Annotated in this window: 10 protein-coding genes and 2 pseudogenes; 7 read left to right on the plus strand and 5 right to left on the minus strand. The window is 60.5% G+C overall.

Translation table 11 applies throughout. The annotated features are described in order from the left end of the window. Nucleotides 1-169: 169 nt before the first annotated feature. Both NLM31_RS06725 and NLM31_RS06735 read right to left on the minus strand, forming a co-directional pair. The gene (locus NLM31_RS06725) at nucleotides 170-6,877 is read right to left on the minus strand and encodes a shikimate kinase (RefSeq protein WP_254191825.1); all 6,708 of its coding nucleotides are present in this window, start codon (nucleotides 6,875-6,877) and stop codon (nucleotides 170-172) included. Between the two features lie 1,383 nt (nucleotides 6,878-8,260). Continuing rightward, on the minus strand, nucleotides 8,261-10,312 hold the full coding sequence (locus tag NLM31_RS06735; protein WP_305884442.1) for an HrpF/NolX family T3SS translocon protein: 2,052 nt from the start codon (nucleotides 10,310-10,312) through the stop codon (nucleotides 8,261-8,263). A 304-nt stretch (nucleotides 10,313-10,616) separates the two neighbouring features. Between NLM31_RS06735 and NLM31_RS06740 the strand changes: the two genes are divergently transcribed. Next, nucleotides 10,617-10,874 carry a hypothetical protein gene (locus NLM31_RS06740; protein ID WP_254128538.1) on the plus strand — a complete coding sequence of 86 codons (258 nt, stop codon included), beginning with the start codon at nucleotides 10,617-10,619 and terminating at the stop codon, nucleotides 10,872-10,874. A gap of 56 nt (nucleotides 10,875-10,930) precedes the next feature. Here NLM31_RS06740 and NLM31_RS43305 read toward each other — a convergent pair whose 3' ends face one another. Continuing rightward, nucleotides 10,931-11,146 carry a hypothetical protein gene (locus NLM31_RS43305; RefSeq protein ID WP_375143629.1) on the minus strand — a complete coding sequence of 72 codons (216 nt, stop codon included), beginning with the start codon at nucleotides 11,144-11,146 and terminating at the stop codon, nucleotides 10,931-10,933. A 448-nt stretch (nucleotides 11,147-11,594) separates the two neighbouring features. On the opposite strand from NLM31_RS43305, the gene NLM31_RS06745 reads away from it, so the two are divergent. Together NLM31_RS06745 and NLM31_RS06750 are read left to right on the plus strand one after the other, a co-directional pair. After that, nucleotides 11,595-11,966 carry a hypothetical protein gene (locus NLM31_RS06745; protein WP_254128567.1) on the plus strand — a complete coding sequence of 124 codons (372 nt, stop codon included), beginning with the start codon at nucleotides 11,595-11,597 and terminating at the stop codon, nucleotides 11,964-11,966. Nucleotides 11,967-13,202: 1,236 nt separating this feature from the next. Then, nucleotides 13,203-13,406 carry a hypothetical protein gene (locus tag NLM31_RS06750; RefSeq protein ID WP_254191826.1) on the plus strand — a complete coding sequence of 68 codons (204 nt, stop codon included), beginning with the start codon at nucleotides 13,203-13,205 and terminating at the stop codon, nucleotides 13,404-13,406. A gap of 227 nt (nucleotides 13,407-13,633) precedes the next feature. Here the strand turns inward: NLM31_RS06750 and NLM31_RS06755 are convergent. Beyond that, nucleotides 13,634-14,933 (minus strand): annotated as a pseudogene (locus tag NLM31_RS06755) (DUF2130 domain-containing protein). A gap of 148 nt (nucleotides 14,934-15,081) precedes the next feature. On the opposite strand from NLM31_RS06755, the pseudogene NLM31_RS06760 reads away from it, so the two are divergent. The 4 genes and pseudogenes from NLM31_RS06760 (at nucleotide 15,082) to NLM31_RS06775 (ending at nucleotide 21,859) form a co-directional block, all read left to right on the plus strand. Continuing rightward, nucleotides 15,082-16,427 (plus strand): annotated as a pseudogene (locus NLM31_RS06760) (IS1380 family transposase). A 941-nt stretch (nucleotides 16,428-17,368) separates the two neighbouring features. Then, nucleotides 17,369-18,577 (plus strand): AAA family ATPase, encoded by a 1,209-nt coding sequence (locus NLM31_RS06765; protein WP_254128566.1) that lies wholly within the window; start codon nucleotides 17,369-17,371, stop codon nucleotides 18,575-18,577. Next, nucleotides 18,567-21,095 (plus strand): S8 family peptidase, encoded by a 2,529-nt coding sequence (locus NLM31_RS06770; protein WP_254128565.1) that lies wholly within the window; start codon nucleotides 18,567-18,569, stop codon nucleotides 21,093-21,095. Before NLM31_RS06765 ends, NLM31_RS06770 begins: the two co-directional genes overlap by 11 nt. A gap of 152 nt (nucleotides 21,096-21,247) precedes the next feature. Continuing rightward, nucleotides 21,248-21,859 carry a hypothetical protein gene (locus NLM31_RS06775; RefSeq protein ID WP_254128564.1) on the plus strand — a complete coding sequence of 204 codons (612 nt, stop codon included), beginning with the start codon at nucleotides 21,248-21,250 and terminating at the stop codon, nucleotides 21,857-21,859. 83 nt (nucleotides 21,860-21,942) lie between these two features. Here NLM31_RS06775 and NLM31_RS06780 read toward each other — a convergent pair whose 3' ends face one another. Beyond that, nucleotides 21,943-22,341, minus strand: a complete 399-nt coding sequence (locus NLM31_RS06780) for a hypothetical protein (RefSeq protein ID WP_375167535.1) — start codon at nucleotides 22,339-22,341, stop codon at nucleotides 21,943-21,945. Nucleotides 22,342-22,353: the final 12 nt, after the last annotated feature.

Consider the following 22,353-nt stretch of genomic DNA (forward strand, 5'->3'; position numbering starts at 1 on the left):
GATCGACCGAGACCGAGCGCGGACATCGGTGCGCTCGAAATGCCCACGAGTTGCGCGACCGGCTTCCTTCACTCCCCCGGCTAGGGAGCAAAATGGATGAGGCAACGAGAGGTCTATCGGGAACGTCGCTACATGCGGGCAATTCAGGCTTGCTACCCAGATCGTCGTGCTATACTTGTAGTTGATCTCCAGGCCGTCTCTGGTCCGGAGCGCCCTGCTGACAAAGGTAGGTGTGCAGCGCCTGCACGCATGCATCTGCGTTCTTGTTGTCCCGCTTTTCGCACGGAACGACGGTGAGATCGGCTTGGCGATAGTGGGGCGTGCGCTGCGCGATGAGCTCCTCAAAGCGCTCCTTCTTGATGGCCGACGTGTTGGAGCTTTCGGCGCCGGAGCTATCCTCGGCTTTCTCGATCTGCAGCAACGGACGACTGGTGTCGTTTGCAAGGCGCTTCCATATCTCGTCTCGGTTGGTGTCGAGCCAGATCGATACCCCCTTGTCCTGGATGAGGCGCCGCGTTTCCTCGCGCTCGAACGCCCCGCCGCCGGTTGCCAGGACCACGTTCCCTTTCTCGACGCACTGCGCGATCACGTTTGCCTCGCTGTCCCTGAACCACTGCGGGCCTTTGGCATCGAAAATCTTCGATATCGACATGTCGGTGGCCTGCTCGATCTGTTTGTCGGAATCGATAAAGCGTAGCCCGAGTCGTCTTGCGAGATACCGGCCGATGGTGGATTTGCCGGCGCCGGGCAGGCCGACGAGCACGATCGGCCGCGCACCGAGAGCGGCGACAATCGCGTTTGCCTCGTCTGATCTCTCTCGGCTTCCTGGTTGTTCGGCAGCTTGCAACCCAAACGCTGCGCTGGCGCCGCCTCTGATACCCGCGTCGACCCCCCAGTGGGGGATGTCATTGGCGCCATCGGGGATTGCGACCTCCTTGCAGAGGTCTCGGACGCTCTGTACGAGCTTATGCGCCTTACCTTGTTCCAGAGCATCGCCGCTCGCCTGCTTGTGAAGCTTCTCCAGCTGCTTGTAGGCATCGTGATTATCGATCTTGGCACGGTAGCTGTCCGGCGTGTGGAACTCCACCTCGAAGCGGTAATCGTCCGGGGTGGCGAGTACGGTCTTGATGCCGACGAAGGACGGGTTGCGCCTCCTGAACCAGTTGGTCGTGCTGATCTCGGCGTAGCCGCGCGCGTCGAACGCCAGCATGGCCGCCTTGAAGGCGCGGGTAAAATCCTTGTCAGGGACTTCGAAGACATGGCGGACGGCGTTGCTGACCAGCTGTGCGACGCTGCCGGATGGGACGCTCATGCCGGTGAGCTGATCCCTGATGGAGCTCTCTGATCTCAACCTGCGATCGAAATGGGGCATAGTCATTGGAATGCCCGCCCGCCTGAGGGTTTCGGCGACCGACGTCGCCGTTCTGGTGATTTCCCGCTCTTCGACCCTTGCGCGGGCAGTTTCCGTGTGGCTGCGCTCTGCCGTCTCGTCGCGGGTCAGCGTGACCGTCACGGCGGAATCCTCGGCGACCGGCTGTCGATCAAAGAGGCCGGGCAGAATCTGCTTCTCCACGGCAAGCTTGATCGAGGCTTCCATGATTGAAGCCGCCAGTGTCGGATTGTCCTTCAGATTCTCCATGGTCGCATCGGCATCGAACCTGCCCTGGTTGAGGGTCGCCGCCAGCCCCTTGCTGTAGGGCACCGACTGCAGATCCGGCGTCCGTTGCAGGAGCCGCTGAAGCGCTTGGCCCTTTTTCATGAAGTTGCGAGCACCCGTGTCTGATTTATAGGCGTCGGTCCCGACTTTGATGCCGAGGCTCAGGAGGTTGGTTGTGCTTTGCAGGAGGTCGTCGGCGTCGTAACCATCCGGGCGGGGATCGATGCGCGCAGGATAATGGTCGAGCAAGGCCTGGACCCTGTGGCGTGGGTCAGGCGTTGCCGGATAGGTCGCCGCCAGTTCCGGGAAAAGCTCGGAGAGCGCGGGGCTCAGCGTTGGGATTGCGTCGCTCCCGCTGTCAACTCCCTCGGACAGGACCTGCTGATCCGCGCCGGCGACCCACGCCTCGAGGTCAGAAATGAGCAGCTCAGCGACTTCGCCGGCGACCGGATGGTCTGCAGCCTCGATCTCGTCCCTCGCCCGCTCGAGCTTGTCCTGGATATCCTGGCCACGCACCTGGTCCTGATTCAACAGGTCACGGATGTCTCGCTTGAGCTCGTGGTGAATGCCTTCGAAGGTACCAAACACAGCGCGCTCGGCAAACCAGCGTCGGGCATCATGCGATTGAGCCAGAAAGTCTCGCTGCAGGCAGCTATACATTTCCAAGACATCCTGTGTCGCAGCGAGGATCTGGCTGGCACGACCGAAGTGGTAGGTCTCACCCTCAATGGCAGGCGTATGCGACTTTGGCGGCTTAAGCGAACGAAATCCGCGCGCGTGCACGGCCTGATCGAACTGGCGGACGTGCTCATAAAGCTGCGGCCGGTCGGCGATGACAATGGCCGTGTCCCCGTCGAAGTCACCGTCAAGCTTTTTCTGTTCATCGATCGGAACGGCCACCAACGAGCCCGGGGCGAACAGCTCGGTCGCCTGCAGGATGCCGACGCAGTCGACCGGCGTGTCCTCTGTGACGCGGTCCTTGCGCTTGGTCCAGTTCGAATGGGATTTGACGTCCTCGGCAGACATGACCAGCCCTTGGCCGGCGTAGTTGGCCGGCCACATCTCGTCCGGCACCACGATCAGAATGCCTTTGGCAAAAAACGTCGGATCTTCGGCTGACAAGTGCTCGGCTGACTTTTGGGCGACGTTAAAACTGTATTGCATGGCCACGCACTGATCCATGAACGCCGCCGTCGAATCGCCATCAACGGCCGACCTCACTCGCTCGGCTTCGAACGGACGCAAGTTGGGCTTGTCATAGGGGGACCGCCCGAGCAGCACGCCACTTTTTCCCGTCAAGGTGTCGCTTTTGAGCGTCGGCACATGGAGGCAGCCATCATCGGACGGTACGGCGACTGCGCCGGGACCATCGATATGTCCGGCCGTCACGGTGCGAAACAGCTCTTCGGACGTCAGCTTGTCCCCTTGCTTGCGCTCGAGCCAGATGGTGGCCTTCTCGCGCGCCTCATCCGCCACCTGCGCGCTGCGCGGATAATGCTGTAGCGCCGAGGCGGGCAGCGACGATCGCCTTCCCTCACCAAAGGCATGCATCCGATCGGAACCGTCCCGGTGGCCGGCCCGGCGAACCGCTGGCATGCGCTCGGCCAGCGAGGCCTTGATGAAGCCACAGCCGTCATGAGGGCGCAGAGCAATCGGGCCTTGCGGCCCAGTCAGCTTGAAGGGATGCTCCTCGGTGGCAGGGCGGTCCGGCAGCAGCAACAGCTTGAAGGTGCCCTCCAGCGCGTAGTCGTGAGGCCCTAGATCTTTGATCGCCGGTGGCGCTGCAAACCCCCTGCGCTGCGTGTAATAATAGGCCTCTTTGAAGGGCGCCCAGGCGCGTGACAGCTGCTCGAACGCCGTGCCGGGTGCTGTGTCGGCATAGGGAATGGCCAGCAGCTTCCCTCCGGAAGACGCGGCTGGCTGCTCGCCTGGCGCGCGCGCGGCGATCTGCGACACGGTCGGTTTGGGTGGTTTCAACTTGCTGCCGCCGAACAGGTCCATGCGGTATGGCACCCCCTCGACGGTGACCGTGCGCGCCAACATGAAGACGCTCGGCTTTGCCGGCAGTTGCACCGCGACCACCGGCAGCGTCCCCGACGTCAGGCGATGAAAAATCGAATACCGCGTCTCGGGCTCCGTGGCCACTCGTCGTCCCTGCAGGTCCACCACCGGCAACTGCATCAGTCCCGCGTCCCCCTGCGGCGGCCTCGGCTCGTGATCCATGGTTCGCAACAGCTGATGGACATCGAACACTGCCGCAGAATGTTGCGCCTGGATCCTTTGCGCCTCCTGGGCCATGAAGGGGTCCAGCACATCGACCGGGCTTTCCGCCTCGATCTGCGCGATCAAATTCCAGCTCATCTTGGAAAGATCGCTTTGGATGAGGTCGCGCGCGCCGGCCAGGATCTGCCTGGTCCCGCGCCGCAGTGCTTGCTGCCTCATCCCCAAATCGGACCTCTTGCCCTCGACATGCGGTCGTCGGTACAGAGTCTCCAGGACCGCACGCGCCTTGAGCACCTGATAGATCGACAGCGCCGGGCAACGGGTCGCCAGTGGTCCACGGGTCCGCTCCGCATCGCTTGCTGCCAGATGTGCCTCGATCTTCTGCTCCACGACCGATTGCAGATCGTTCAGCAAGACTAGAGCCTGTCTGCGGTGCCAGCGCAGCGGCTTCTGCGGGCTGCGAGCCAGCGGCAGCAGAGCTACGCACAGATTGCCTAGAGTTTCGAGGTTGTTCTCGGCGGCAAAACCAGGGGCACGATGCAATTGCGCGAGGCGATTGAGCCCTGTCGAAGCGAGCAAACCGAGATCGTCGAACAGCTGGGCCTTTCCCAATGCCTTGAAGATGTTGCCGATGCTCAGAACATCGGCCTGCTCGAGGCGATGAGTGGCATACTGAAGGTGATGCGCCAACTGACGGAGCCGATCGCTCAGCAGAGCGGTCTGTGTGACTTCTCCAGTGTCCTGCTCCCTCACAATACTCCGCCCGAGGGCATTGGCAATCATGCTGAGCTCACGCGTTGTGAAAGCACCGAAGCGCCGGCCTCCTGTGCCGAGGCCGCGCGCAATGTCTATTACCGCCTGGTGGCACACCACCTCGTCTGGCCATTTGTTGAAGCCGTTCACCAGATTCGCCAAGCCTCGCGGAGCAAAATCGGAGAGCCGGAAATGACGCACCACACTCGCGATGGCGGCTGTGGCCTCGCCACACGTCGCCGTCTCCGGCCACTTGCTGTAGCCGTTCACCAGGTTCGACAGCTCCTGCGGAGTAAAATCGGAAAGCCCGCGGCCAGGAATCGCAGCGGCGATTGCGACGGTGGCCTCGCGACAGGCTGCCGCTTCCGGCCACTTGCTGAAGCCGTTCACCAGGTTCGTCACGTGCAGTGGTTCAAAATCGGAGAGCTCGCGGCGACTGATCTCACCGGCGATTGCGACGGCGGCCTCGCGACAGTCCGTCGCTTCCGGCCATTTGCTGAAGCCGTTCACCAGGTTCGCCACGTGCCGTGGTTCAAAATCGGAGAGCTCGCGGCGACTGATATCACCGGCGATGGCAACGGTGGCCTCACCGCAGTCCGCCGCTTCCGGCCACTTGCTGAAACCGTTCACCAGGTTCGCCAAGCCCTGCGGAGTAAAATCGGAGGGCCCGAGGTCACGCACCACACTTGCGATGGCGGCTGCGGCCTCGCGACAGGTCGCCGCGTCCGGCCACTTGCCGTAGCCGTTCACCAGGTTCGCGAGCTCCTGCGGTGTAAAATCGGAGAGCTGACGGCGACGGATCTCATCCGCGATGGCGACTGTGGCGTCACGACAATCCGGTTCTTCCCGCCACTTGCTGAAACCGTTCACCATATTAGTCAGGTGCCGGTGATTAAACTCAGAGAGCCGACCGCGAGGGGGCTCATTGGCGATTGCGACTGTGGCCTCGGCGATTGCGACGCTGGCCTCGCGACAGGCCGCCGCTTCCGGCCATTTGCTGAAACCGTTCACCAAATTCGCCAGTTCGTGTGGAGCAAAATCGGAGAGCTGGCGCCCGCCGATCTCCTCAGCGATTGCGACTGTCGCCTCGCAACAATCCGCCGCGTTCGGCCACTTGCTGAAGCCGTTCACCAGGTTCGCCAGGTGTTGCGGTGTAAATTCGGAGAGCCGACCGCGAGGGGGCTCATTGGCGATTGCGACTGTGGCCTCGGCGATTGCGACGCTGGCCTCGCGACAGGCCGCCGCTTCCGGCCATTTGCTGAAACCGTTCACCAGGTTCGCCAAGGCCTGCGGTGTAAAATCGGAGAGCAGGCGGCGACCGATCTCTCCGGCGATCGCGACGGTGGCATCGCGACAGGTCGCCGCTTCCGGCCACTTGCTGAAGCCGTTCACCAGGTTCGCCAGGTCTTGTGGCTTAAAATCGGAGAGTTGGAGATCACGCACGTCACAGGCGACTACGATTGTGGCGTCGCGACAGGTCGCCTCTTCCGGCCACTTGCTGAAGCCGTTCACCAATAATGCCAGCTCTTTACTGATGGCCGTCTCAAGCAACCCGCTTTCAGCGCAACAAAATTCTGCGATCTTGACCGTTCCGTCGCGGCATTCCGTTGCCCGGGGATGCCGACCGAACGATGATGCGAAAAGGGAAAAGGCCCGAAGGTCGACCTGCGTCAAGAGCGCCTTGTCAAGCCGCGATACCTGAGCCGCTAGGGCTCGACAAGCTCTCATGCCGGCCTGACCTCCCGCGTCCCCGCTCACCGCGTTGCAAGTCGTGGCGTACCCCCATGACGATCGGATATTTTCTTCCAACTGCGCCACAAACCGAGCGTCAAAACGGCCTGCTGCGTTTCGCAGAAATTCTGAAAGGTCCTTCCCCTTCAGCTCGCCCTTGTGATGCACCACTTTACGTGAGAAAGTACCGATGTTGCGTGCGCTGGCGATTTCTCTCAGCGCCGCATTCAGTTTATCTGAACGGCTAGAATAGCTATCCGATATTGCACCTTGGACGTTCTGCGCAGTCGCTTTGTCGACATGCAGCCTTTCTGGTACGTTGCTTAAGCCGGAGACGGATTGGCGATGCGCCGGCCGCGCAGCTGGTTGCAAGCTTTCGGCAGCTTGATCTGCGCGCCACCGACCGCCATCCGAATGCAACAGGCTTGCTTCTCGATTTGCTGCGCCATTGGAAGATCGATGTGGCCGTTCCGGACGTTCGCCCTGGATCGGCCGCTCAGGCACATCGCCCATGCGCCACCTTCCTAGCCTGCCACTTCGCTCGGGCACGGATTGCGTATCCGGCGAAAGCGCCGCTCTTCGCGAGCTTTCGGCCGTTCGATCGGCGCGCCACGGCTCGCCTTCCGATGGCAAGGAATCCGCCTCGCCGCGTGGAGCGCCACTGTCAGATCGACAAGGTCGCTGCGAGCCTGAAGCCTGGACGACCTGCGATGGCACATCGTGCACGCGCCCTCCTTCTGGTCCGCCACGCCGATCGGAGACGGATTGCGTGTGCTGCGGGCGCGCACTTGTTTGCGCGCTTCCAGCCGCCGGATCGTCACGCCAGAGCTCCTCATCAGAACGCGACGAACTGGATTCCGGCAAGGAGCGGAAACGACGACGGCTTCCACCCATTGCGCCCTGCAGCGCAGCGCGAAGGATACGATGCGCGCCGATGGGGGGGGCGGCAAACCGGTCCCCCCCGCTGGCGGGTCGCGCGATGCGCGATGCGGAAGCGCCTGAATCCTGAAGCTCAGAGCGGATCCGCTCCACTGCAGAATCGAATGATCGGGTCTCTTCGCCGGGGGCACGAGCCGCTCCTGCGCGAGAACCGTCCGCGTTCCCACCTTCGTTGGCGCGTTCCGAACCGAGCGAATTCCCGCGCTCGTCAATGCCCCTCATAATCCAACTCCCGATTTGGAGGGACTGGGCTGCCTGCTCTCACGACTTCGATAGTCATGCCGGCTCGGCCACCTATATTGGTCTTGTCTGACGTAGAGCTGACCGAATGGGAGCGCCCGATCCGCAACTTGCCGAGCATTACCCTCCTTCTGCCCGTCGATTCCGATCTTTGGTCCATCAGCTCACGACAATCCATTCGACCAGACGCTTGGTTGGGCTGAAAACCGCAAGGTCGGACGGAATTGCAAGTTGACGTTGGTTGCTGCTGATTCATTCTTGCGGATGAAACGCAAGCAAACTCTCCGGGCCCGCCAGAGGCTGACCAGCAAATTGCCGGTCACCGGCGAAATTCTGCGTGGTTCGCTGCTGGAGCGTACTGTCCGACATGCCAAAGATTGCCCGCGCGCGGCGAAGGGCACCAGGTCTTCGTGCTGAACAGAAGTGGACGCGGTCAAACCGCCGGTGCGTCCCCAGACCGTTGAGCACCTGGTCCCCTCGAGCGCGCAATGAAACGTGGCGGACCCGCAACCCAGGACGAGTCCATATGGTGCGTCGGTCTTCCGATGTCACTCTTGTCGGAGACGCTGGGTGCGCCGACGGACGATTTGAACGCGAAAGCCAATTCAGGTTCGACGCGAGGAAAGCTAACGCTCTCGCGCTTTCTCCCTCACAGCGAGTTAACCTGAACCATCAGCAGTGCGCAGCCCTCCACGTCGAGGACTGCAAGTGCGCCCGTCAGGCCACCTTCTGCGACGATGCCGTCGTGCCAACCTGGCTCGGAGCGTATCCGGCTGGCATGGGACCGGCCTCGAGGTGCTCCTTCAGGTTGTTCAAATAGTCCTCCGCATAGGATTGCGCCTCCGAAACCGCCAAGTCGACCCCGGCATTCGCGGCTCGTTCAATTAGCTCTTTCGCTAGCCCCTCGCGCATCGCGAGTTTGACCTCCGGGCCGGCGATACAGCCCACCACCTGCGCCACGTCACTGAAGCCGGCCTCTTCGAGCGCCTGCGTAATATCGCCTCCGCTAATGGCTGCGTGAAGAATATTCGCCGCTTGTGCCTCCCATTCGAGGCCCATTGATGCAAGATCGGCCAATTCACCCAGGCCCGGAATGAAGCCGAGCGTGCCAACCGCTGTGGCGGCCCAGTCAAGCGCCTTTGATTGAGCAGCGAGCATGTGATCGAGTCTAGCCTTCGCGTCGTTGAGCCCCTGCTTCATCGCCTGCTTCATATTGTCTCCGTTAACGGCGGTGTGGAGAAGATTCGCCGCTGCCGACTCGCATTCGAGGGTCAAGGATGTAAGGCCGAAACACTGGCCCAGGACTGGAATGGAGTCGAGCACGCCAACCTTTTTGGCGGCCCAGGCGAGCGTCTTCGATCCAGCAATGAGCACGTCGTCGATTGCGTGCATGAGCGCTCCGCCGTTCTTCTTCACAGACTTGATATCGGGCTGGTCGGCCACGCCCATCATCATGTCCGCCACCGCGGACTGCTCGGCCTCGGTCTTGGGAATATGGGTCTTGGTCTGCTGAACGGTGCGGTTCGCAGCCGACATGTTGCGGTAGAAGTTCGTGAAGTCGTTGTTGCTGATGTTACCGGAATCGACCCTATGTCCGCCACCGAAGTCGAAGAACTTGTGATGGGTCTTGTAGCCCGTAATCGAATTGTTCAGCAGTGCGAACAATAGCGGATCCGAGAGCAGCTGCGATGCCGCTTGCCGCACCTTCGGATCAAGACTCTTGTCCTCGGCCATGCTCGCCAGCTTGTCCCGGGTCAGCACGCCGCCTCCAAAGAAGGCGCCCTGATTCTTGTTGATCGTGTCGAGCGTGTTCAGCTCGGTTCGCGTGAGGCCCATCGACGATGAAGCGACTTGAAGGAAATCCTCTTTGTGGACCTGATCAATCGCACCACCGTACAGCTGCTTCCAGGCATCCGGGTGGTCGAGGAAGTATTGAGCCGCCGCGATCACCTGCGGCGGGCTCTTGCCAGTATGCGCGTTGCCGTCGACGATCTGCTTGAAATCCGCCAGGCTCAGGTTCTTGGGTAGGTAGTCGGAATACCGGTAAAGCTCGCGCATTGCGTCGTTCACGGTCATGACTGACGGTTGGCCATTTCCGGAACCGTCGGAGGGGATGTAGTTCTGCTCGTAGCTGTGCTCCTGCTGCTCCTGGAAGGCGGCAACCTGCGGATGATGGCGGCAGAACTCAGACAGATCGTTGCCCGTGTTCACATTCCTAAAGTACGGGAGGCGCGACGAGATGACTTTGTCTTTGTTGATCAGGCTTGTGTGGATTGCTTGGAATAGCCCAGGATCCTGGCACAATCCCTCGAACGCTGCCCTCAGATCTTGTGGCAGGGAGGGACTGTTCTTGATGCGCTCCAGCCCACCCAAACCCTGTGTCGTGCATAGGTCCCATAGGTCCTTGTGCCGGTTCAGCGCTGCCACGATCTCCAACTCGGCATTGGTCAGCGTGCCACCATTCCACGTGACGTTCGACATTTCCGGTGCGGGAACGCCCTCCTCCGCGGCCTTAACCGCCGCCTTCACATTCGCCGGCAGCAGATCCAAGGGATCCTCCGGCACAGGTAGCTTTGGGTCCAGCAGCTCCGGTGGTGGGGACGGCAGCTCGGATTTGGCTTCCCGCGCGCAACTGGACAACATGGCCTCGAAGGGGTCGCCTTGCTGGCCGGGCGGCTGCACGGAAGGACCCACGGCCGTGGTTCCCGGAGCAAGCACGAACAGAGCTGGAACCGCGCTGGCGGATGACAAAGAGGTGTTGAGCTGCATAGCACTATACCCGGATGTGAGGGTGGAGGTCGTTTGAGGAGCCCGAGTCCAACCTATCGGCCCGAAGGATGCCGAACTTTTGGGTTACGTCGACCCTTGAGTGACTGTTCATTTCGTAAGGCGCTCACTCAACTGCCTCGCTATCCAAAGTTCGAAAATGCGCTTTGCTGGGTCAGGCCCGGCGTCTGCGCAGAAGGTACCAGAGCCAACGTGGCCCCGGGGTAAACGCCGGCTGAGGCTGATTTCCGCAACTGGCTGGCGAAAGGTTACTGAACGACATGGTGCATCCCCGGATGTGACATTGATGACCGTCACAAGTGCGCCTTGTGGCGCCGCCGTGTTCACGACGAACAACACGCAAGACCTGATGGAAATGTTGACCGGGACCTGGCCCACTGCCTGGCGGCTCACCAAAAATGTCGCCATCATGTCCTGCGCGCCAGGCCCGACGTTCATTTCCGTTACGGTCAATCGGCAACAGCGCCGTCTAGAGACCCAGGCTCTCATGTTAGGGAGATCAGCTTTCGAGAAGCTGACGCGTCTGAAAGCGACCCACCAATGACGATGGCAAATCTAGGAGTTCTGCCGGAAGCTGCAGCGTGCTCTCGATGTGTCTGGTCAGCTCAGGCGCGAGCACGATGCTGTGTTGAAGGGGTATGGCGAGTGCGACATCAAGCGAATTTCGCAAGCTTTGCCGGCACGATCATTCTGCGGCTTGTCCCTTGCCGGGAGTTTCGCGGCATCCCGCACGGCGACCTCAACCGCCTTCATCGCTTCGAACGCGGCCGTATCGAATTTCGCCCCGTGATAATGCGCCCGAACGTCTTCTCTGATCGCAGGATGCTAGGACTCCTTGGGCAGCCTCCTTGCGCCGAAGGAACGAACGGGGTCGGGCTCGTCATCCCAGCTTCAGCGCGCGACGACTGAGCACACGAAGCGTATTGGGCTCAAGGTATCCGGGATGTGGGATCGGAAGGGCCGCACCTTCCAGCCAGTACCAGGCCTCCCGAATAGTGCGCTTAAGTTCGTCACGCCTGTTGGCAGGATACGCACCGTTTGGTGACTTCGGGTGAACAAGAACGGAATTGATGAAGATGCCAAGCTCAAGCTGGTGTAGATGCGGAGGCCACTTCGAAACAACCTGAAGGACCCCGATTGCCGAGCGGACGCCCGCTCCGGTTCAGTGCTCCCTCTACGTAGGCTGTTCGTCAGCTCCCCGACAGCCGGCCCGAGTAGCATCTAGGCCGCATTCTTACGTGATGGACGAACGTAGGAGACTAAGATGGACCCGAGCAAGTTCAATCTATTTGGATTCGACCCAAATGCGTACTACGCCATGGTGGCACAGCAGCAGCAGGCGGAACAACCTGACGAGGCTGCGCCAGGCGTCTTTGAGCAGCACCTCGAAGAGGCTGCCCAGCCGGACGCTCCGGATTATGGAAGGCGGTATAGGGCAACTCCTGAAGACCAGGACCTCATCGACAGGGCGGGTCATGCGGCACCGAGCAGAACCATAAGCGACGCATCTTTAGTTAAAACAGAACGGGTCTCCGCATGCTATCTGAAAGGCTTCACGACCATTACGGGTTGTCTCTCTCTCTCGGCTCGACGACGATTCGCTGAAGACTTATGCCCAGCAACTGTTCCCGGGTGAAACCAAGGTCAGGAAGGGGTTGAGCATGCTTCGGCTGTACCGTGGGACTCCTGATACTCTGGCGCGGTATGGAGCCGCTCCCGGAGACGCCGACCTCATCGAGCGGGCAGGTAATGTGGCTCGCGAGGCGCGATCGAGCAGCATCATGCAGCAGATCCGCGGGGGGGCTTTCGACGAACACTATACACCACAGTAATACGGGTCTCCGTAAACTATCTGAAGCGCTTCACACCCGTCGCGGGCTGTCTCTCTCCGCGCTCAGCGATGAGACGTTGAAGGATTGTGCTAACGACCTGTGTCCGGGTGACCGCTCCGTCAAGGCGGGATTGCGCATGCTTAAGAAGTACCGTGAGACTCTTGGAGAGGGTACGTCGGGTGCTACGGGGGGTAGCGCGAGCCGGCCAGTGCATCAGCCTGCTCTGTCGCCAGTGCATGAATCCCCGTCGCCAGTGCGTGAATCATCCCCGTCGCGGGTCTCAAGTTACAACCAGGAAGAGCTTTGGGCCGCGGCTGATACGGTGCCGTTGCTCGGCGCTTCTGCGGCGGCCAGTTACAGTTCGGGGGAGTTTTGGGCGGGGGTGGATCAACGGGGCCAGGTGCCGGCCGAGAGTTGGGGCAACACGTCGAGTTTTTGGCGCGGAATGGAGGCACCTTCGCCAGCACCAAGCGTCAATCAGCCAAGCCCATCGTGGGACCAAGGCACTGGAGCACCGGTTTCGGGGGCGCCCTACATGCCCTACGCGCCGCCTCCCGTGCCAGATCTAGCAATCTACGTCCCGGTCTGGCAACACGGCGATCAACGGGCGCCTGAGCACCTCATGCGCGGAATGCACTACATGGACGTGCTACCGAGCGCGTCTCGGCCGCAGACGAATTTCACCATTGGTGGCGTGCCATACACGGCAACGTTGGGCCCGTCAGGCAGGCAAAACGACGTTCGGGTTACCCGAAACTGAACGAGTGATTGTCGCTGACAAACAGGATGCAAGCAGAAGCTGCGTCGGCTCTCGATGAGGGCCGACGTCGTCTCAAAGTCCGGGCTGCCGAGTTGGCGGGCGTTATGCCCTCGTCGTCCGCTGATGGGATGGTGCGTCACTGCAATGTGCGCTCGTTTAGAGCCTTCTACAAGAGTTCATCAGCTGCGCAGCACTTGGCGCAGCCATCACCGTTCACTCTATGCCGAAATCATCGACTTGCACGTCGACGGCCTGTCGTCGCGCGGGATCGCGGATCGGCATGAGCGTGAGGACGGTCGAGCGCTGGCTTGCTGCAGGCGGTGAACCTGAGCACCGGCAGCGACCCGCAGCATCCGTCCTCGTTGATCCTTTCCGAGATTATCTGGAAAAGCGCTGGGAGGAGGGTGAACGCCGCGGGTCGCAATTGTGGACCGAGGTCAAGCTCTGCGGTTTTGAAGGCAGCGAAGTGACCATCTACCGATAGACTGCCGCCCGCGGGCAAAGCTCGTCGACGGCTGCGCCAAATGTGCGGTGGCAACCGCCCTCGCATGGCTCGGGAGCAAAGAGCCTGCATGGCTCGATGAGCAGGCCCAGCCCGCGACAAGGGCCAACCGGTTGAGTCCGCATTCGCTGCTCAACAATTCAGCCAATGTCGGTAGGAGGACTGCCATCTAGTAGCGGGAGGAGGGAACTGACCTGCCCCCCAGTCATTCATCCTGCCTTTCGCTCGGGTTCGGCGCTATTCTCCAGCAGTGGCATCTCTAAACTTGGAATCTCCGGCATGGCCTTGCCCGCGATGGCTTGAAGATCTCCCACCATCCCAACTGTAGAATCGATAACAGCCAAAATCTGCGTCTCACGTTTGGCCCACTGGCGGCCCATGAATTTGCGTTCCTTGTCGAGATCGTCACGCATGTCGTTGAACTTCTCGACAACAGCTTCTACCCGCTGCTTGAATTTCGTCCCCGTCAGGTACTGGTAGACCTGCTCCATCTTCGTTTGCTGGCCTTGCTGCACGAGGCGCGAGCCGGTGACATCGATAAGCGCCTGACGCAGAGCCACCGCAACCGGCAGAGCGCATCGGGGATGCGTTACCCATATTCCATCAATCAGGTCGAAATGCTCAACGTGTTTCGGAAGCGCCTGCGACACGATGAGCGCGACATCGGCGCCGCAGCGGCGCTGATCGTCCCTGAGCTTGCCAAGCCACCCATCGCTCCAGGCCTTGGTGCGTTTGGATTCCCAGAGAAGGATGCCTGCCGGCTGGCCTATAGAGCCATTAACCTGCTGCACTACGTCGGCACCAAGTTCGCCTTTACCAACCGGTTCAATCAGGGCAGTTGGAAAGCGGCCGCGAAGAACACCCTCAAGCTCCAGGACCTCGCCCTGAGACTGTTGTGATCCTTGCTCGGCTTTCCGCTTCAACTCCTCGATCGTGCGGGACATCGACTCGATGGTCTGGTCCTTTTCCGCGACGCGCAGTCGAGCGGCTTCGTCAGCTTCCTGCCTCGCTCTTCGGTTCAATCGAGGCTTGGACACGTTTCTCAACGGTCAGATCAAGCTCACGCTTTTCTTCATCGAACGCCCGTTGCTTGCGAATGAGCTCGGCCTGTGCCTGCTGCGCCTCCGCCAGTTTGGCGTTGTTCGCCTCGAGGGCCTGCCGGAGCTCGGCCAATTCGTTTGTCCGCGCCTGCAGTTCAGCTGCGGCCGCCTCGCGCGCTTTCTTGGCTTCCGCAGCGACGAGCTGGCTGCGCTCGGCCGCCAACCGTCGAGCTACCTGGTCTTCGATCAGCTCGCGATCCTTTTGGAGCTGTTCGCGCTCTTGCCGCAGCGCTTCGGACTTGCGCGCGACCTCCGCGTCCTTGCTGGCGAGTTGTTCTTGGAAGCGTTGGCGGGTTTCGGTGAGAAGGGGCGCGGCGAGGGATTCGGTTAGGCGAATCTCGTGATTGCAATTTGGACAATGAAGAGTGGGTTCATGGGCGCTACTGGCCGCGCTGGCGTGAAATGTCATGAACCCTCACTTTCAGCCTGCGCTAGCCCGTCTTATTCATCAGCGGATTGTTGAGAGGCTGGCGAGCGTGGCATAAGCCGCTGAGGTGGCGTAGGATTCGGTTGCTAACACCCACCCTCCGCGCATCCGGGCCGCCGCCACACTCGCCATGACCGACAATACGAGTCTGCCGTTCTCATTTCCAGCCGTTTCCCGCAAGAAGCTCACAGCCGCGTTTGACGGCGGCGGGCTGACCTCGGATGGCGGCGTCATGCTTCTGGCCATGGCGGACCAGCGCCTCGGCTTGGCCACGAAGTTGTCCTGTGTATTCCCCGAGCGGCGCGATCCGGGACGCATTGTGCACAGCCTTGCGGATATGATCCGCGCCCGCATCTTCGCCATCGCGTGCGGCTACGAGGATGGCAATGATCTCGATCGTTTACGCGGCGATCCGGCGTTCAAGCTGGCTTGCGGCCGACTGCCGGATACTGGCCGGGATCTGTGTTCGCAGCCGACGCTATCGCGCCTGGAGAATGCACCACACACCTGCGTGAGGTGATCCGGCTGGGCTATACGCTGGTTGACCTATGGATGGACAGCTACGCGCGAGCGCCGAGCGCAATCCTGCTCGACATCGACGACACGGTCGACGTGGTGCATGGCCGTCAGCAACTCTCGCTGTTCAACGCCCATTATGACGGGTACTGCTTCCTGCCGATCCACGTCTACGACACCGAGCACAGCCGGCCTGTTGCGGTCATGCTGCGCCCCGGCAAGACGCCGAGCGGCATCGAGGTGCGGGCACATCTGCGCCGCCTGGTTCGGCGCATTCGCCGGCGCTGGCCCGATACGCGTATCACCTTCCGCGGCGACAGCCATTACGCCTGCCCACAGGCGATGACTTTTTGCGAGCAGAACGGCGTCGATTACATCCTCGCGCTGGCCGGCACCAAGCCGCTCGCCAGAAAGGTCGACGAGGTCTGCGATGCTGTTCGAACCGAACGTGCGGTCGAGAACAAGATCGTGGTTCGCGGCTACACCGAGACCCGCCACGCGGCAGGTTCCTGGCATCGTGAGCGCCGCGTCATCGCTCGCATCGAGGCAACCCAACAAGGGCTCGACGTCCGCTACGTCGTCACCAGCCTGAATATCGGCTCGGCCGAGCGGATCTATGACAGCCTCTATTGCTCACGCGGACAGGCAGAGAACCTGATCAAGCTGCACAAGACCCAGCTCGCCTCCGATCGCACCAGTTGCCGCTCGGCGCTCGCCAACCAGGTCCGCCTCGTCTTCCACACCGCCGCCTATTGGCTCATCCTCGCCGTGCGCGATGCCATCCCGAAGCCGCGTGATCTGGCAACGGCCGAGTTCAACACGATCAGGCTCAGGCTTCTCAAGATCGCAGCCCGCGTCATCGAGACCGCCACCCGCGTCCGTCTAGCCTTCGCTGCGGCGTGCCCCGACGCCGACCTGTTCCGCGGCTTGGCCAACGCTCTGGCCCCGCAAGCGCCCTGAGGCGCGGGGCATGAGCCCCTGGTCACCCCGCCGCCGTCCTCCAACGCGTTCACGAAGTCCGGTCGAAAAACGGCGTCAAAGCCGTAGCGTTCGCGCACGCCTTCAACCCTGACCGAAAATGTTCCAGAAGCCCGCCCGGCAATCATGAATAAGACGGGCTAGGCCGGAATAAACGTGATCCGGCCGGATTCGCCCCGCTTCCGATGTGGCTTTACCGTTATTTCAACGTCTTGGTCGAACGCTGTCAGCATCCGAAGCAGCTTTTCCACTGAAACCAGCGTGAAACTCCGAGCATTCGGCATGCATGGCGCCTGCCGCGTGCACCCAGGCAACGATGGCGGCTTGCACCCGTGCGATGCGCTTCGGCTTAAGCCCCTTGCTCGGGGTGGATGGCGAAGGTGAGGCGATGCTGCCGCCGGGAGACGGCATCTGGCGATCGAGCGCGCTGGCGATGGGCGCGACGAATCGTCGAAGCCGATGTCCCTGTGAATCTGTCCGTCAAAGGCTTCGACGGTGCGCTCGAGCGCATAGGTCTTCCCCGCCAGGTCGAATATTCGACTGGCGGGCCGACCCGCTCGTCCTCCGGCGAGGTTGCATTCGTACGTCGCTCGGCGAAGCGCTCCTCCAATACCTTTGCCACGGCGTCGCGCGTCGTTCATTGTCGATTGGCTTGGTCGCCATCCTCAACCTCTGCTCTTTAGGCGTGAATGGCCGCAGCATGCGCTCGGATCGCGTGTTGGCATCCCTGCCTTCGTCGAGCAGCCTCGTCGGCGATTGAACCCCCGAACTTGCGATAGGAAGGGGTGATATCCCGATTCCAATGGCGATAGCGCCGATCGAAACCGCTAAACAGCCGATACATTGCTATTTGAGGTCTTGCCGAATCAGGCGAAAATCGATATGAATCGGCTGCAGCAGATTCATATGGCGGTTTTTACGATATGGAGCACTTCGCGGTTGTCCAAAGCATCATTCGCGCCGGCCTTGCCGGAGACCGAGAGGCTCTGGACAAGCAGGTACTGCGTCTTTGCGAGCGCCTGGAAAAGGCCGGAGAGGCGAAGGAGGTCGCCACTTTGCAGCGTCTGCGAGCTGCTACGCGGGATACGCAGGAAATGGTGCCGAGCCGCGTGGAGATGTCCCGTGGTCAGGTCTCTGGCGAGATACTCGAACCTGGCGTCAGTCCGCCGATTGATAGAGAAACGGGTGCCCGGTTGTGCTCGATCGATTTTCCGAGTCAAGGTAATCGCGCCCCTGTCTACTCTAGCAGTATGCTGGAGACGGTTGAGGGATTATTGCGCGAATGGACCAATGAGGCCGCCTTGCAAGCGATCGGGGTGTCGCCCACGCGCACTTTGCTGATTTATGGTCCACCCGGATCGGGAAAGACCGTCACAGCCCATTATATCGCTGGCCGATTGAATTTACCGCTTGTCACTGCGCGCATCGACGGCCTCATTTCATCGTTCCTGGGAACGACCGCGCGCAACATCGCCAATCTCTTCGATTTTTCTAATCGCTATGCCTGCGTCCTGCTCCTAGATGAGTTTGATGCGTTGGCGAAGCTCAGGGATGATCCGCAGGAGATCGGCGAGATCAAGCGCGTGGTAAACACCCTTCTCCAAAATCTCGATCTGCGGCGAAGCTTCGGCGTCACGATTGCTATCACTAATCATGATAGGCTTTTGGACCCAGCTGTTTGGCGACGATTCGAGACCCACCTTCAACTCGGTGAGCCCGATGACAGCGCGCGCGAAGGTCTGATTTCGCGCTTCCTGCAGCCAATCGATGCACCCAGTTCAACGCTGCGGGTATTCTCCTATTGCCTGGCGGGGCGCACAGGAGCCGACATCGAGAGGGTATGCACGGCGGTTAAGCGAACACTGGCGCTCAGCGGCGAATCGCACGATGGGCCAGGCTTGTTCCGTTCTCTGAGTGCCGTCCTGGCTCGCACGCCGCATCATGATCATGCTCCGGCGCGTATTCTTGCAGCTGATCAGGAGGCCTTCGTTAGCCTGATCGCCAATGATGGTGCCCTTTCGCTCAAGCAGACCGAAATCGGGGAGGCGACGGGTTACGGACAGTCGCGCGTGAGTGACCTCAAGAAGGCGAAGCGACACTTGCCGCTGATGGAGGCCCCGCATGCCCAATAATCCTGTCCAGATCATTCTGAACGACCGAGATTTTCATCAGGCGCCAGACCCCGGCCAGCCACCTAGGAATAAGGACTTCTTTGAAAGCGCCGACAGGGCGTTCGTCGCGCATCAGACCTCGCTCTTGGCCGCGGTCGATCGGATCATCGACGAGATCAGGAAGAGCCCCTACGGCCCAGCCGCATACCTCAAGGTCCAGATGCGGAACGAGGCACTGGCGAAATCGTATCGGCCCGTCTGGTGGTTGTTCAAGCCGGACCAGTTCCCGTGCGTGGGAGCTGACGCGGTAGGAACGCTCTATTTCCGAGCGCCGCTAATTTACTTGAGAGGCTTGCGGCGGCGCATTGAAGAGGCGGAGCCCTCGGTCGAGATCAAGTATCGGCGATCGGACAATCAGCCATACAAGGCCCCCACCATCGCGCGCGCCGAAGTCGGCGCCATTGAAACGATTGAGATTGCGCCTGCCGAGCAGAAGCGCTCGTTTTCCACCGCGGCCGCGCTCGCCGCGCTCGAGGATCCTCGGGCCGTTTCCGGGTACCAGGTCGAACTTTTCGAGACGCCACTCGAAAGAGTGATTGCGGATGACCCGCTTGGACGATTCGCACTGCGGCGCTCGCTCGAACATCTGCTGCTGTCGCTCGGTATGGGAGCGCGAAGCTATCTCGCTTTTGAAGTCGGGCGGACGCCTGTTCTTGAAGTGCAACTGACGACCCAGCGTGCGAGGGCACTGATCGACAACCGAACAGGAGTGGCAGGAAGCGACACGGGCGTTGCTGTCGATCTATCCTCCATGGATCGCAATCCTGAAAGACACGAGGCCGCCCTCACGGCGCTCCAGAAGCACCCTTTGGTGCGTGCGATTTTGCCCCCTGTGCTGCTCGAGCTGACCGACGACCGCTCAAGCCCGGAAGCGGACAAGGCTGCTGATTCTGTTTCAATCCCAGTTCCCCAGGACCAATCGATCTACCCTGTCGTCGGTGTCATTGATTCAGGGGTGGCTGCAATTCTTGATGACTGGGTGACAGGCCGCTTCGACTATCTCTCATCCGGGGAATACGACGCGGTTCACGGCACGAACGTTGCCGGCCTCCTGACGGTCGGCCAATCGCTTAATGGCGCAACCGTCGCGCCCGAGGCCAATGGTTGCAATCTCTACGACATACCGCTCTACCCGAGCGGACCATTTATGGCCCGCTACCCCAGGGGATTCTCCGACTTCCTTGAGGAGATCGAGCAGGCTGTCGCTGAAGCAAAGACCGAACACGGCGTCAGAGTCTTCAATCTCTCCATCAATGCAGTCGCGGCGGTTGAGCGACATCGATACGGTATCTATGCTTCCCGTCTTGATCAGATAGCAGACGCCTATGGGGTGATCTTCGTGAACTCTGCAGGAAATCTGCCATCGTCCCAAGCGCGCTCCGCTTGGCAAACGCGTCCGGTCGACGTCATCAATTATTTCGCGTCACGAACCTCGCCAGACACTATCTTTAAGCCAGCCGAGAGCGTCAGGTCGATCTCGGTGGGAGCCCTGAATCCACCGAACACCGATCAGATCACGGACGCGCCTACCATTTATACCACGCGCGGGCCGGGTCTCCAGGTTGGAGTCAAGCCCGATGTCGCGTGCTATGGCGGAGCAGGCGGCAGTCGCCCCGGACGACCGACCGGGCTTTCATCGGTATCGGCCGCGGGCACCAAGCAGAGTGTTGTCGGAACGAGCTTCGCCGCGCCGCTTGTTGCGCGCACCCTTGCGGGCCTCGACGTAGCTACCGAGGGAGGCCTGTCTGTTGAAGCCCTCCGGGCCATGTTGCTGCATCACGCAACGATGCCTGAGCCGCTTACGAAACGTGGTCTCAGGGAGATCGGCAGGCAATTTGCCGGCTTCGGCAAGCCGCAAGCCGTCAGCAGGATGTTGGAAACAGATGATCATCAGATCACTCTGTTATTCCAGAGCCGCCTTAGCATTGGTGAGAAGAAGCCTGTCATTCTCCGTTTCCCATTCACCTGGCCGCAGAGTCTCGTCACGGGCGGAAGATGCTCCGGTCGCGCTCGGATAACCCTGGTTTATGCGCCGCCCCTCGATCCAGCGTTTGGTGCTGAGTTCGTTCGCGTCAATTTGGAAGCTGCGCTAAAGCAGCGTCAGCCAGAGCCCGCGTCCGACGGAAGCGTTCGGTTCACCAATCAAATCGCAGCCCGATACCTGCCAAAGTCGACGAATCTCGCCATACCTGAAAAAGCTCTCATTGATCATGGTCTGAAATGGTGGCCGGCGAAGCAATATGAGAGCGCACTTGTCGAGAATGGGAGCTCGTCGCAATGGCGCTTGGAAGTCACAAGCCTCGTTCGGGCCGAAGCACAATTTCCTGTCGAAGGCGTGCCCTTCGCTGTTGTCTTCACGCTTGAAGATCCCGAGGGTGATCGGCCGGTTTTTCGCGAGATGCGGCAATGGCTGCAGGCGAGCAACGCCGTAGCGCAAGATGTTAGAACCGCAACGAGAGTGCGTCCTCGGGGGCGATAGTGCAGGCCGAGGCACCTAAGCATGCCCTAAGCGAGCAAGCTTCAATGATCCGAAGAAATTCGCCGCGGTACCGCGGGCGCAGGACGATATGAGTCAAGAAACGCAACTACTTTCGAGACCTTGCTATCTCAGCCGAACTTCTCGGGTTGCCCTTGCTTGCAGCCAGAATCGTTGCGGAAAGCCCACCCACAAAAGATGTCACCGCCATGGAACCGACGCGATGGGACGTGGGGCTTCGTAGCGCGACGCTCGGGAAAGCGCACGGTTTCTATGACTCGCTTGCCACGATCGCCGAAGGCGGCGCGGTCACAGGCCTCCGCGTGTTCGAGACAATTCTGAAAAATACTCCCGCAATCATCCGGGCAAAAGGCATCGAACCGTCGAGCGAAGCCGAAGTACGCGCCGCGATATACGACGTTCTGAAGTTTGCTTTTCATGACGCGGTACGAGAAATTCCGGTAGCCCAAGTGCTGAAGGTCTATAAGCCCGATTTGGGCGTCCGCTCATTGATGGCGGCGGCGGAATACAAATTTGCTGACACCGAGGCCGAAGTCAAAAAGGCGCTGGATGAGATCTATGCCGACATGAAGGGCTACAGCGGGCATGATGACTGGCGCACATTCTTTGCAGTCATTTACACAACCGATGCTCTTGTCCACCAAGATAAGCTAGAGGCAGAGTTCCGCGGCGTTAAGGCGGATGTAAACTGGGCGCCTATCATTCTTGTCGGCAAAGGAGGTCGAAAGAAGAAGGTTGCGCCATGATCAAGCATGCGAGGGCAAGTAAGAATATAATCGTTTGCCATCGCGATTTGAGGATCGATGGTTCTCTTGGGAGCTCTCCGACGCTAAAGCGCAAGTCTGTTCTCATTCTCTTTAGCGATCGATGAATCGTCGTCAGCCTTAACGATCTTGATAAAGGCCTCTGGCGATGCCATTGCCTCGTCGAGTAGCTCTCGCTCAGTCAGTGCCACAAATAGAGCGCATGAACGGGCCTGACAGTTGATGGACTTGCTTGGGTTGAACTCAATATCGGTGAAGCCGGCGAACCGTTCCTGCATAACAATCCGCTCTTTCAGCCACTCGCGGTGTGGGTAGATTGCTGTCAGGTACAGCCAATCATAGAACACGTTCGGCGGAACGAGAGGGAATGAGTGGCCCTCGAATTCAAAGCGGATCAATCGCCCAGAATCCCGCAAGCGCCCATCCCGTTTAGCTGTCCTGGCATCGACATCGTATATGTCTATGTAGGGTCAGCG

The organism is Bradyrhizobium sp. CCGUVB4N (genome assembly GCF_024199945.1).
Lineage (GTDB): Bacteria > Pseudomonadota > Alphaproteobacteria > Rhizobiales > Xanthobacteraceae > Bradyrhizobium.